Here is a 12,484-nt window from a genome sequence, read left to right on the forward strand (position 1 = left end):
GCTGTATCTGCCCGCCAGCGCGCCGCTGTATCGCACCGGTATGGCGTTTTGCGCCATAGTGGCAATCTCTTGAGGCCAACCATCCACTCCCGCCATGCCAGCCAGGGATGACTATCTGTACCGGCGCATCGCCGGCCACTACCACTCCGCCATCCGCACCCGGCAATTGCTGCCGGGTCAGGCCCTGCCCTCGATTCGCGCCATCATGCAGGCACAGAACGTGAGCATGGCCACCGCCGTCAAATCGGTGCACCTGCTCGAAGCCCAGGGCCTGGTCGAGTGCCGCCCGCGCCACGGCTACTTCGTGCGCAAGCCGGTGGCCGCGCCAACGCTGGAGCCGGCCGCCATCGCCGGCCCGCTGTCCGTGCGCGGCGACTGCTATACGGGCATTGGCGAGCGCATCTCGACCCTGGTGGAAAAGGCCCGCCGGAGTCCCATCCGGGTCGATCTGGCCATCGCCACACCCCCGGCAGAGCTGTTCGATGCCCAGGGGATCCGGCGCCTGGCGATCCAGATACTCAAGGAACAGCCCGAACTGCTCGTCACGGGTCGCTCGGTGCAGCGCGACGAATCGGCGTTTCAGCATGCCGTGGCCGGCCATGCCGCGCGGCACGGCATGCACATCCCGCCCGAGCGGATCCTCTCGACCACCGGCAACTCCGAAGCCATCACGCTGGCACTGTCGGCAATCTGCACGCCCGGCGACTGGGTGGCGGTCGAATCGCCCACGTTCTATGGCCACCTGCAGATCATCGAGTCACTGCACCTGCGGGCACTCGAAATCCCCTGCGAGCCCGGCACCGGCATGTCCCTGCCGGCTCTGCAACTGGCGCTGGACACGCACCCGCAGATCAAGGCCGTGGTCGTCACGCCCAACATGCAGATGCCCACCGGCGCGACCATGCCCGCCGACAGGCGCCGCCAGCTGGCGCAGCTGGCGGCCACCCGCGGTCTGGCCATCGTCGAGGACGACTCCTATGGCCTGCTGGCCATGCCGGAACGCTATGTCGCCCCCATCCAGTCCTGGGACGAGCGCGGCCACGTGATCTACTGCGAGTCGTTCAACAAGCCGCTGCTGCCCGGCCTGCGCCAGGGCTGGCTGCACGGCGGCCAATGGCACAACCGCATTGCCATGTTCAAGACCGCGCAAAGCCGCTTCACCCAGCCTTTCGGCCAGGTGATGAGTTCGCGCTACCTGCTGGAGCAGCCCCGCCAGCGGCGCCATCTGGCGCGCCTGCGCGAAACCCTGCGCCAGCGCAGCGAAGCCATGGCCCGCCTGATCCGCCGCAGTTTCCCGGCCGGCACCGACTTCGTGCTCGGTGATGCCAGCCTGAGCCTGTGGCTGCGCCTGCCCGCTGCCGATCCGCAGGGGCGCCTGTTCGACCTGGCCCTCGCCAAAGGCATCCGCATCGCGCCGGGCAGCATGTTCTCGCACACCCAGCACTATGACCAGTACCTGCGCCTGAGCTGCGTGCAGCGCATCACACCCGAGATCGAATGGGCCTGCAGGGAGCTAGGCCGGCTGGTGGCCGCGCTGTGAGCGCCTGTTCAAAGACCCGATTCCTGCGCCCCGAAGCTTGCTCACTCCGCCATCGACGCCACGGCTTGCACCGCGTTGCGCAGCCGATGCGCTCCCTGTCCGCCAATGCGCACAAGCGTGTCCGCGATGATCGCTCCGCGCAGCTGCCGCTCCAGCAAGGCGAGCACCGGCTCGCGCACCTGCGGACCGTCGCGCTGCAGGCCGTCGGCCTGCCAGGGCAGGTCGTTCTCCAGCAACAGCGTCAGCGCATAGCGCCGGTGGCGATGGCGCGCGGCGGCGTAGAGGCTGGTGTCGCCAAACACCAGTTCGCTGTAGACGGCTGTCATCAGCGGCGGAGCGTCGCAGAACACCCAATGCAGGCCCTGCGCCTGAGCGCGCTGCCGGGCCGCGTCCTCCCGGGCAGCCTGGCTCTGCAGGATGTGCGCCTGCTCGTTTCGCGCCGGGGTGCGGCCGTGTGCGTCGCAGAACTCGCGCAGGTATTCGGGCACCCAGAGACCGCCGAAGTGCTCCGCCAGCTGCCACGCCAGCGTGGTCTTGCCGGTGCTCTCGGCCCCCACCAGCGCGACCAAGGCCGCCATCGGCGGCATTCCCGGCACGGAAGTGGCCATGCTCATGCCCCGGCCGGCCCTGCCGGCAGGGGCAGCTTGCGGCGCCATTGCCACCAGCCGACACAGGCCAGCGCCAGCAGAATGGCATAGAGCAGCGTGGTCAGCGGCAGGGCCTTGTGCCAGAACAGGCCGATGCTGGCGATGTTGACCACCACCCAGACCGGCCAGTTCTCGATGTACTTACGCGCCAGCAGCACGGCGCCGACGATGCTGCCGGCGGTGACGAAGCCATCCCACCAGGGCACGTCGCTGCCGGTGAGGCGCCCGAGCAGCAGCCCGCACAGCCCCCACAGCAGCAGCCAGGCCAGCGGCAGCGCCACGAGGCCGGCGCGCGGCACCGCCGCCACGCGCAGCGGTGCGGCGGCACCCGCCACCGCCACGACATCGGCCACTTCGGAGACGGCCCGGCGACGCCCGCGCAGCCATTGCCACCAGCCCCACAGCGCCAGCGCGGCAAAGAAGAGGTTGACGCCCGCCTCGCCATAGATGCCGCTGTGCACGAAGAACCAGGCATACAGGCCGCTGGCGGCGATGGAGAGCGGCCAGCCCCAGTGCACCTCGCACACATTGCAGCCGATGTTGGCCAGCGCCAGCGTGAAGGCGATCAGCTCCAGCCAGAGGACCGGCATGCCCAAGGCCACGAAAGCCGGCTCAAGCAAGCATTCCATGGCGCTCACCACTCGACGCGCAGCGACGCGCGCACGGTGCGCGGCGCCGACGGGAACAGGTAGGTGCCACCCCAGGCGGTGGTGGGCACCTCGCGCCAGTAGACGCGATCGGTCAGGTTCTCGGCCTGCAGCGACCATTGCCAGAGCTGCCGGCCCATCACATGCTCGTAGCGCAGCCCGGCATCGAGCTGCCAGGCGCGCGGCAGCACGGCGCGGCCATCGGCGGTGGCGCGCTTGCCATCCTGCAGCCAAGCCAGCGCATTGAGGGAAAGCCCCGGCGCGGCCGCCACCTTGTAGTCGGCAAACACCGAGGCGGCAAAGCGCGGCACGTTGGTGACGCGCTGGCCCTGCAGGTCGGGTTCATCGGCCGCGCGGGTATAGCGCGCATCCAGCCAGGCGGCGCTGGCCTGCAGCGACCACTGCGTGCCGAGCTGACCCGCGGCATTGAGTTCCAATCCCCGATGACGGGCCTTGCGGGCCCCTGCCACATAGCTGGGCTGGTTGTCGCCCGGCAGCGTCCGCTCGCCGGCCGTGGGCCGCTCGATCTGGAACACGGCGGCCGATAGCAGCAGGCGTGGCCGCGCCTGCCATTTGAGGCCCAGCTCGGTCTGCCGGCTCCGCAGCGCCGGCAGCACCTGACCGGCGTTGCGGTAGAGCAAGCGGCCCCCCGCCTGCAAGGTGCGCGGCGCGGCATCGAGCTCGACGCCCTGCCCCCAACTGGCATAGACCGTCCACCCGGCTGCGGGCTGGGCGCTCAGGCCCAGCCACGGCGTGGTAACGGTCTGCCGGTAATCGACGGCATCGCTGCCATCGCTTTGAGCGCTGCTGCGCGAAAGCCTTGTGACACGCAGGCCGGCATAGCTGGTCCAGACGGCATTCCATCGGCTTTGCACACTGGCGAAGGCCTCGGTGGCGTGCTGGTCGCTGTTGGTGTTGCGCACCGTCAGCGTGCCATCGGCGGGCAGCTCGACGGGCGCGTGGATGTTGCTGGTGCCCACCCAGTTGTAGGCCTGAAAATCCGCGTGGCGCTCGCGCGACTGGTAGCCCGAAACGCCCAGGCGCAGCCGGTGCGCGGCGCCGGCCCAGTGCGTCTCTCCCTCGAACTCGGCCTGCCAGCCGCTGAGCGCGCGGCGCACGCCATCGTCGCGGAAGTCATAGATGTCCACGCCACCATCGGCGCACAGGCCTGGATAGACATAGGTGGCCGCCCCCGAGCAGCCGTCCGGGAAAGCCACGCGGTCATTGAAGCGGGTGCGGCTGTGGTTGAGGCCCAGGCGCGCCTGCCAGCCACCGGCGAGGCGCTGCTCGAGCCGGACCTCGGCCTGCTGGCTCCAGGTCTGGTAGGGCAACGACCAGGGCTGGCTGTTGAGGTTCAGCCGTACGGGAATGACGCTCGGCAGCGATTCGCCCCGGCCATCCCCATCGAGATCGAGCAGGCCCAGCGCCGGCACCGAGGGCTGCGACTTGCGGTGGTATTCGAAGTCGGCGCTCAGGCGCGTGTCCGGCGTCAGGGGCGCATCGACGGCCAGGCTGATGAAGCGGCGCTGCCCATCGGCATCTTTGAAATGGCTGTGCAACTGCTCGGCCGCGGCATTGACTCGCAGCCCCACCGTGCCCCAGTGCCGGCTGGCGTCCCAATGGAGCTTGCTGCCGCCGCGCTGGTCGGCCTGCAGCGCCAGCGCGTTGAAGTCGTGCGCCGCGGGCCGCTTGGTGACGTAGTTGACCAGCCCGCCCGGCGCCGCCACGCCGGCCTGCAGCCCGGCCACTCCCTTGAGTACCTCGATGTCCTGCTTGTTCTCCAGCGCCTGCGGCGCAAAGCCCTGGATGCCCATGCCGTTGCGCTGGTAATTGCCCAGCGCCTGCAGCGTGAAGCCGCGCACGCTGATGCTGTCTGGGTAGCCAGTGGTGTTGTAGCTGTCGCTGAGCGCGGCATCGAGGCGCAGCGCCTGCGAGACGCTTTGCGTGGCGGTCGCCGAGAGCAGATCGGCGCCCAGCACGCTGATGCTTTGCGGCACCTCGGCCAGCGGCGCGGCAAAGCCGCCCACGGCGGCGCTGTCGGCATCGAGTACCGGTGCCGCCTTGTCGGTGACATTGACCTCCTCGAACTGCGCCACAGCAGCAGCCTGTGCCCAAGCAGGCCCGGCGCCCAGGCAGGCCAGCAAGGCGGCGGCCGGATAGCACAACGGCAGCGGTGGTCGCCCCGGCGAAACAGGTGGCGCGGCCTGGCCTGCGCCGGCGAAATCCGCAACAGCGGCGGATGGGATGGAATGGAATGCCATCGAAAACTCCTTGGTTCGACGGCAGGGTCTGGCAGTGAGGCCGCGCGGGCACGTTCGGGCCGCGCACATGCAGAGTGGCTGGCACTCGCGCATGCACGCACGGCAAGACGCGGTGATGAAGGACAACACGCCGTGCAGCCTCACAACGCTTCCCTGCGCAAGTATTACCTTGATCAAGTTCCAGGGTGTCATCTCAGCCGGCCGCGCGCGTCCTGCGACGCGCACAACCAGCACCCCTAGCGTTGCGGCGTTCCGCCGGCATCGGCCACCGGATCAATCGGTGCATCTGCCTGCAGAACAGGCGCGATTGTATGCGGCCTCTGGCAGCACTTCATGCTCGCTTCACCTTCTCTTCTCGGCCAGTGGCCAGACTCGCGGCCACGGCAAGCCCGTTCAAAGTCAACCAGCCAAATCGAGAGGAGAGCATGGCATGCAAGTCAAACTGGGGTTGAAGATGGCCATCATCGCCATGCTGGTGGTGATGCTGCAGATCGGCCTGTGGAGCATTCACGACCAGGTGCGCCAGCGCCAACGCCTGCAGCAGGAGGTGATCGCGGAGATTGCCGACTCGGCCGCGGCCGAGCAGACCCTGATCGGGCCGCTGCTGCTGCTCGAATACCCCGAGCGGGTGCAGGAGGCAAGCCAGGATGGGCAGCCACCGCGCGAACACACGGTGCTGCGCCGCCAGGTGTTCAGCCTGGATGCGCTCACCATCGACGGCAGCGTCAGCGTGGAGACGCGCCAGCGCAGCATCTACCGCACCAACCTGTTTCGCGCCACGCTGGCGCTGCAGGGCACGATGGCACTGCCGGCGCGACTCGGGCTGGATGACGCACAGGCCAGGCAGGCCCAGCTCGACAAGGCCCGCGCCTTCGTGCTGCTGGGCGTGAGCGATCTGCGCGGCATCGGCAACAGCCCGACGCTGCAGGTCAATGGCCGCAGCCTCGCCTTCCAGACCGGCCATCGCGGTGCGCTGGAGTCGCCCGCCATCCATGCCGAGCTGGGGCCGGTGGACCTGAACCGCGCGCAGGAATTCACGCTGCAGTTGCCGCTGGAGCTGCTGGGCTCGCAACGTCTGGCCATCGCCCCCACCGCCGACCTCACGCAGGTGGCGCTGCAATCGGCCTGGCCGCACCCTAGCTTCCAGGGGCGCTTTCTGCCCGCCCGGCGCGACATCGGCGCAGACGGCTTCTCGGCGCAATGGCAGGTCTCGCACCTGGCGCGCGACTTCGGGCAGACACTGCGGGCCGGCCTGAGCCGCTCGCACAACGAAACCCTGGAGGTGCAGTTCGCCAATCCGGTCAACATCTATTCGCTCTCGGAGCGGGCCATGAAGTACGGCATTCTCTTCATCGTGCTGAGCTTCGCGGCCTTCTTCCTGATCGAGACACTGCAAAGGCGCGCCATCCACCCCATGCAGTACCTGCTGGTGGGTCTGGCGCTGGCAATCTTCTTTCTGCTCCTGCTGGCGCTGTCCGAGCGCATCGCCTTCGGCGCGGCCTATGCCATCTCGGCGGCGGCCTGCGTGCTGCTGATCGGCAGCTACCTCGGCGCCATGCTTGGCAACCGCGGGCAAGGCTTCGGATTGGCCGGCGGCATCGCCAGCCTTTACGGGATCCTCTACGGCATTCTGCTCTCGGAAGACAACGCCCTGCTGATGGGCTCGCTGCTGCTGTTCGGCGCGCTGACGGCGCTGATGCTGGGCACTCGCCACATCGACTGGTATGCGCTGGGCGCTGCCCGGCCCGCCGCCAAGGAGAGCCGCCATGAGCAATGACCGTTTCCGGCCACCTACCCGGCTGCGCCAAGGCCTGTCGATGCTGTTGCGTGCGCTGGCGCTCATCGTCCTGCTCGCACTGGCCTGCCAGATCCACACGCCCAATCTTCTGCGCCTGCGGCATGTGGGCGTGCCCGCCCTGCTGCTGGTGGCGGCCACCGGCCTGGTGTGGCTGGGCTGGCGTGCCCGCCGCCAGCATGTGGCGGTAACGCCAGGCGCTCCCATGCGCCTGCGCCAGGCGGAAGCCTTGATGCTGGCTCTCGGCCTCGCCGCCATCATGGTCATCACGGGCCAGCAGGCCTGGCAGTGGCGGCAGGCCCGCACCCTGGTGCTGCAGGCCAGCGGCAACGAGATGGCGCTGGCCATGCTGGGGCGGCATTTCATCGTGGGCTACCGCGACTTCGAGGAGGCCGCGCAACTGGCCACGCGCGGCGCCATCGCCGGCATCTACCTGAGCCAGGCCAACGTCACCGGGCGCGACCCGCTGCACGTGCGCGCCGAGATCATGGCGCTGCAGTTGCTGCGCGAGCGCCACGGCCTGCCGCCGCTGATCGTGGCGGCCGATCAGGAGGGCGGCCATGTGCAGCACATGAGCCCGCCGCTACCCTCGCGTCCGGCCCTCTCGACCTTGCTGACCGCCGATGGCTTGCTGGCCGCCGAGGACGCTCCACCGCGCCTGGCCGCCGAGACCCTGCTGGCCGCCTACCAGCAAGGCCAGCAACAGGGTGCGGACCTGCAGGCGCTGGGCATCAACCTGAATCTCGGTCCGGTCGCCGACCTGCGCCCCGAGGCGGGCCGCACCGCCACCCGCGACCGCCATACCCGGCTGGACCTGCGCGCCATCTCGCACGACCCGCAGACCGTGGCAGAACTTAGCGGCGCCTATATGCGCGGCCTCGCCAGCCGCCAGGTGGGCGCCACGCTCAAGCACTTTCCCGGCCTGGCCGGCGTGGCCGGCGACACCCATTTGCACAGTGCCCGGCTGGACACGCCCAGCGCCGTGCTGGCCGAGCGCGACTGGCTGCCGTTTCGCCAGGGCATGACCGCCAGCGGCGCCATCATGCTCGCCCATGTGGTGCTGGGCGACGTCGATGCGCAGCAGCCGGCCTCGCTCTCGCCAGCGGTGGTGCGGCTGCTGCGCCAGGACTGGGGCTACCAGGGCCTGTTGATGACCGACGACCTGAACATGGGCGCCGTCTACCGGCCGTATGGCATCTGCGCGGCCGCGCTGCGGGCGCTCGGCGCCGGGGTGGACCTGCTGCTCGTCAGTTACGACCCCGAGCAGTTCTACCCGGCCATGGCCTGCGCACTGCAGGCGCTGCAGCGCGGCGAACTGCAGTTGCCGCACACGGCGCAAACCCACCAGAGGCTGGTGCGACTGCTCAATCCGGCTCCGGTGCGCGCCATGGCGCAACGTGTAGCCGCACACCAGGGCGATGCGCCCTGAGAACCCGAAGGGCGAGTGGACAAAACCGGCCGGCCCGGCGTTGCATGCCTTGCGCGTATCGACATACGCGCTGCGCTGTGCGCCTGGATTGGACCGATTTTGTCCGCTCGCGCGCCCCCTTGGTGATTCACGACACTAGCCCGGCCTGGACTGCCCGCGCCGCTGGGCAAACAGGCCGGCGCCGCGCGCGCCCTGCCGGGCAAACCGTTCGCGGCGCGCCACCTTCGGGTCGACCTTGAGGGGCCGGTAGCCCTCCAGCCGGTCCTGTGGCTGCAGCACATGACCGGGTGGCAGCACCCGCCCCCACACTCCCCAGCGCAGTTGATCCAGCGGCAGCGGCGATCTCGCCGCACCGGCTTCGTCAGCCCACTGCGCCGCCACCAGTGGCACCGCCTGCGCCAGCGTGGTGCCGGGCAGGCATGCCAGCACGCACTCCCACACTCCGCCACCAGCCAGGCTCACGGCCACCTCGATGCGCAGCATGGCGGCCTCGGCGCCAGCAGCGGCATCGGCCTTGGCCTCACTGCACGGGCTGGTACAGGTTTTCGGCACGCTGGACAAAGGCTTCCACCATCGAATTGGCGATCTTGTCGAACACCGGCCCCACCAGCATGCGCAGCGCCGCCGAATCGAAGTCGTAGCGCAGCACCAGGCTGACGCGGCAGGCCTGCGCGGTCTCGGCCGAACCGCCGGCCAGCGGCACGAAGCTCCACTCCCCTTCCAGCGTCGAGAACGGGCCGCGCACCAGCCGCATCAGCACCCGGTCCTGGCCGATGTGGGTATTGCGGGTGACGAAGGATTGGCGGATGCGCGCAAAGGCAATGCCCACCTCGGCCGTCATGCCCTCCGCATCCTGCTCCAGCACCCGGGCATGGTCGCACCAGGGCAGGAACTCTGGATAGCGGGCAACATCGGTGACCAGCGCAAACATCTGCGCCGGGCTGAACCATACGAGGGCGGATTTTTCGACTTGTTTCATACCGGGGACAAAACCTGACGGCTCACGTGCACGGAGCCGACGCCCCACTCATCACAGATCAGATGCGCACATGCGGGGGCCAAATGCATACAATGGTCGGCTTTCGCTGCAACCGATCACGCACGGGCGGGACGGAAGAATGCGAGCACCGACCATCGGCGGGAAACCGATTTTAACGCCCCGCCCAAACCGCACGCCCTCCGTGTGATTCCAAACCCATGGCCACCAAAGACAAGAAGCAACCCAGCCGCATCGCCGAGAACAAACGCGCCTTCTTCAACTACTTCATCGAAGAGCGTCACGAGGCGGGCATGGTGCTGTATGGCTGGGAGGTCAAGGCCTTGCGCAGCGGCAAGGCCCAGCTCACCGACGCCTATGTGGTGATCCGCGAGGGCGAGATCTTCCTCATCGGCGGCCAGATCAACCCGCTCAAGTCCGCGTCGACCCACGTCAGCCCCGAGCCCGACCGCACCAAGAAGCTGCTGCTGCACAAGGACGAGATCAAGCGGCTGATCGGCAAGGTCGAACAAAAAGGCTACACGTTGGTGCCGCTGGCGCTGTACTGGAAAAATGGCCGCGTCAAGTGCGAGATCGCGCTGGCCAAGGGCAAGGCCGAATACGACAAGCGCCACACCATCAAGGAGCGCGAGGGCAAGCGCGAGGTCGAGCGGGCGATGAAATCGCGCCTGAAGTAAGCACCTGTTCCTGGCCTGCGGGGCGCGTCAAGCCCCGGCGGTCGGGGGCTGGCGTCTGGCGGCGTCCACCGCGGCCGCAATGGCTGCCCGGGCCTGGGGACTGTTCTTCCAGCAACTCGAACCCGTGAGCGCGGCCCCCCGCCGCAGGATGTCCTGTACATCGGCGCGGCCCAGATGTGCCAGGGACTCGATGCCCATCTGCTCCAGGCGCGCCACCACGGCGGGGCCGACGCCCTTGACGGCGAGCAGCAACTGTCTTTCATGGGTCGGAAATGGCATCGGCAGGACTTCGCAACGGCGGCACAGGCCGCAACGGCAGGTAACGCGCATCATAGCAAGCCCTTGGCCGACAGCGCGCGGCCCATCGCCCATGCACAATGGCGACAGTTTGCCCGAATCGCCGCAGTCGCCGCCCCGCGCCATCCGTCCTGTCGCCAGGAGAGCCCCGCCATGCCACCGACCTCCATCCAGCCGCCACGCCTGACCCATCTGCTGTACCTGCACGGCTTTCGCTCCTCGCCCCAATCGGCCAAGGCGCAGTTGACACGCCGCTGGTTCGGCATCCGCCATCCGGAGGTGGTGCTGGAGTGCCCGCAGTTGCCGCCATCGCCACACGCGGCGGCCCAATGCATGCAGGCCATCGTCAACAACTGGCCGCAGCAGACCATGGCGGTGATGGGTTCGTCACTGGGCGGCTACTACGCCAGTTGGGTGGCGGCCCAATGCCGCTGCCCCTCCGTGCTGCTCAACCCGGCCGTCGACCCGGCCCGCGACCTGGCCGCACACATCGGCGAGAACACGGTCTGGCACGACCCCGCCGAGGCGTTCTACTTCAAGCCGGAGTACATGGACGAGCTGCGCGCGCTCGACAGCCGGGAGACGCCCGCCGCAGCCCCGCAACTGGCCATCATCGCCAAGGGGGACGAGGTGCTGGACTGGCGCGAGATGAGCCAGCGTTACCGCGACGCGCAGCAGATCGTGCTCGAAGGCGGCGACCACGCGCTCAGCGCCGACTACGAGCGGCTGCTGCCGCAGATCGGCGCCTTCCTGGTGTCGCTGGGTACGGTGGCGGCATAAGAACCTGTTCAAAGTCTTGGCATGAGAGCCGTTGTGGTTGAAAGGTTGTGGCTGCAAGGCGCAAAACGCAGCCGGGCTGGTGGCCCGGCGAGGCTTTGCAACGCCGCAGACGCAGCATTTCAGCCGCAACCCACAGGGCATGGCGTTGCCATGCGGATCCATGCAGAGACTTTGAACAGGTTCTAAGGAGCCTGCCCGCCTGACCGGCCGTCCGCGATGCCGAGCGCGGCAGCCCCCGACACACACCGAAACGGCCCGCCGCCGGGTTCTCCCCTAAAATGCCGAGTTGGGCCGGAGGCCGCCTGGCTCCCGCACCGCGCGGCAACCACTCCCCCATCGACCATTTCATTTCAGACGAACTTCAGACAAGGGACCGACATGACGATCAAGGTAGGCATCAACGGGTTTGGACGCATTGGGCGCAACGTACTGCGCGCAGCCGTGCAGAATTTCGAGGACATCGAGATCGTCGGCATCAACGACCTGCTGGCGCCCGACTACCTGGCCTACATGCTGCAATACGACAGCGTGCATGGCCGCTTCAAGGGCGAAGTCGCCGTCGAGGGCAACACCCTGATCGTCAATGGCAAGAAGATCCGCCTGACACAGGAGAAGGACCCCGCCAACCTGAAGTGGAACGAGGTCGGTGCCGAGGTGGTGATCGAATCCACCGGCCTCTTCCTGACCAAGGAAACCGCGCAGAAGCACATTGATGCCGGCGCCAGGAAAGTCATCATGTCGGCGCCTTCCAAGGACGACACGCCGATGTTCGTGCGCGGCGTCAACTGCGCCAGCTATGCCGGCGAGCCGATCGTCTCCAACGCCTCCTGCACCACCAACTGCCTGGCACCGCTGGCCAAGGTGCTGCACGACAAGTGGGGCATCAAGCGCGGCCTGATGACCACCGTGCACGCTGCCACCGCCACGCAAAAGACCGTCGATGGTCCCTCCGCCAAGGACTGGCGCGGCGGCCGAGGCATCCTGGAGAACATCATCCCGTCGTCGACCGGCGCCGCCAAGGCCGTGGGCGTGGTGATCCCCTCGCTGAACAAGAAGCTCACCGGCATGTCCTTCCGCGTGCCAACCTCGGACGTCTCGGTGGTCGACCTGACCGCCGAGCTGGAAAAGCCCGCCAGCTACGAAGAGATCAAGGCCGAGATGAAGGCCCAGAGCGAAGGCGCGCTCAAGGGCATCCTGGGCTACACGGAAGATGCCGTGGTGGCCACCGATTTCCGCGGCGACGCCCGCACCTCGATCTTCGACGCCGCGGCCGGCATCCAGCTCGATTCGACCTTCGTCAAGCTGGTGTCCTGGTACGACAACGAATGGGGCTACTCCAACAAGTGCCTGGAGATGGTGCGCGTGGTCGCCGGCAAGTGATTCGTCCGCATGCTGGATGAAGGGGCGGGTGTGA

The 12,484-nt window shown here is 68.2% G+C and carries 12 protein-coding genes and 1 riboswitch; of the genes, 6 read left to right on the plus strand and 6 right to left on the minus strand.

The genetic code is table 11. From position 1 onward, the window contains the following. The first annotated feature begins 94 nt into the window (after positions 1 to 94). Positions 95 to 1,540: an aminotransferase-like domain-containing protein gene (locus EV687_RS06400; protein ID WP_122231928.1), complete on the plus strand. Its 1,446-nt coding sequence runs from the start codon at positions 95 to 97 to the stop codon at positions 1,538 to 1,540. A gap of 41 nt (positions 1,541 to 1,581) precedes the next feature. On the opposite strand, the gene EV687_RS06405 is transcribed toward EV687_RS06400, so the two are convergent. Genes EV687_RS06405 through EV687_RS06415 form a run of 3 tightly spaced genes read right to left on the minus strand, consistent with a single transcriptional unit; the run spans position 1,582 to position 5,095 of the window. Beyond that, on the minus strand, positions 1,582 to 2,154 hold the full coding sequence (locus EV687_RS06405; protein WP_162846685.1) for an AAA family ATPase: 573 nt from the start codon (positions 2,152 to 2,154) through the stop codon (positions 1,582 to 1,584). Further along, a complete protein-coding gene (gene pnuC, locus EV687_RS06410; protein ID WP_122231926.1) occupies positions 2,151 to 2,816 on the minus strand; it encodes a nicotinamide riboside transporter PnuC in 666 nt (221 codons plus the stop codon). Before pnuC ends, EV687_RS06405 begins: the two co-directional genes overlap by 4 nt. Positions 2,817 to 2,821: 5 nt before the next feature. After that, the gene (locus EV687_RS06415; RefSeq protein ID WP_162846684.1) at positions 2,822 to 5,095 is read right to left on the minus strand and encodes a TonB-dependent siderophore receptor; all 2,274 of its coding nucleotides are present in this window, start codon (positions 5,093 to 5,095) and stop codon (positions 2,822 to 2,824) included. Between the two features lie 133 nt (positions 5,096 to 5,228). Further along, positions 5,229 to 5,343, minus strand: a riboswitch (TPP riboswitch). Positions 5,344 to 5,525: 182 nt separating this feature from the next. Here EV687_RS06415 and creD point away from each other — a divergent pair. Then, positions 5,526 to 6,872 carry a cell envelope integrity protein CreD gene (gene creD, locus EV687_RS06420; RefSeq protein ID WP_122231924.1) on the plus strand — a complete coding sequence of 449 codons (1,347 nt, stop codon included), beginning with the start codon at positions 5,526 to 5,528 and terminating at the stop codon, positions 6,870 to 6,872. Next, entirely contained in the window at positions 6,862 to 8,319 is a 1,458-nt protein-coding gene (locus EV687_RS06425) for a glycoside hydrolase family 3 N-terminal domain-containing protein (protein ID WP_162846683.1), read from the plus strand. Before creD ends, EV687_RS06425 begins: the two co-directional genes overlap by 11 nt. A gap of 135 nt (positions 8,320 to 8,454) precedes the next feature. Here EV687_RS06425 and EV687_RS06430 read toward each other — a convergent pair whose 3' ends face one another. Beyond that, positions 8,455 to 8,871, minus strand: coding sequence for an RnfH family protein (locus EV687_RS06430; RefSeq protein WP_242612522.1), 417 nt, complete (start codon positions 8,869 to 8,871; stop codon positions 8,455 to 8,457). Further along, positions 8,840 to 9,298 carry a type II toxin-antitoxin system RatA family toxin gene (locus tag EV687_RS06435; RefSeq protein ID WP_122231921.1) on the minus strand — a complete coding sequence of 153 codons (459 nt, stop codon included), beginning with the start codon at positions 9,296 to 9,298 and terminating at the stop codon, positions 8,840 to 8,842. Before EV687_RS06435 ends, EV687_RS06430 begins: the two co-directional genes overlap by 32 nt. A gap of 218 nt (positions 9,299 to 9,516) precedes the next feature. Between EV687_RS06435 and smpB the strand changes: the two genes are divergently transcribed. Continuing rightward, positions 9,517 to 9,993 (plus strand): SsrA-binding protein SmpB, encoded by a 477-nt coding sequence (gene smpB / locus EV687_RS06440; RefSeq protein WP_122231920.1) that lies wholly within the window; start codon positions 9,517 to 9,519, stop codon positions 9,991 to 9,993. Positions 9,994 to 10,020: 27 nt separating this feature from the next. Here smpB and EV687_RS06445 read toward each other — a convergent pair whose 3' ends face one another. Continuing rightward, positions 10,021 to 10,272, minus strand: a complete 252-nt coding sequence (locus tag EV687_RS06445) for a helix-hairpin-helix domain-containing protein (protein ID WP_122231972.1) — start codon at positions 10,270 to 10,272, stop codon at positions 10,021 to 10,023. Between the two features lie 171 nt (positions 10,273 to 10,443). On the opposite strand from EV687_RS06445, the gene EV687_RS06450 reads away from it, so the two are divergent. Together EV687_RS06450 and gap are read left to right on the plus strand one after the other, a co-directional pair. Continuing rightward, on the plus strand, positions 10,444 to 11,070 hold the full coding sequence (locus tag EV687_RS06450; protein ID WP_122231919.1) for a YqiA/YcfP family alpha/beta fold hydrolase: 627 nt from the start codon (positions 10,444 to 10,446) through the stop codon (positions 11,068 to 11,070). Between the two features lie 378 nt (positions 11,071 to 11,448). Further along, a complete protein-coding gene (gap, locus tag EV687_RS06455; RefSeq protein WP_122231918.1) occupies positions 11,449 to 12,450 on the plus strand; it encodes a type I glyceraldehyde-3-phosphate dehydrogenase in 1,002 nt (333 codons plus the stop codon). Positions 12,451 to 12,484 lie beyond the last annotated feature (34 nt).

The organism is Corticibacter populi, from assembly GCF_004217315.1.
In the GTDB taxonomy this organism is placed as follows: domain Bacteria; phylum Pseudomonadota; class Gammaproteobacteria; order Burkholderiales; family Burkholderiaceae_C; genus Lampropedia; species Lampropedia populi.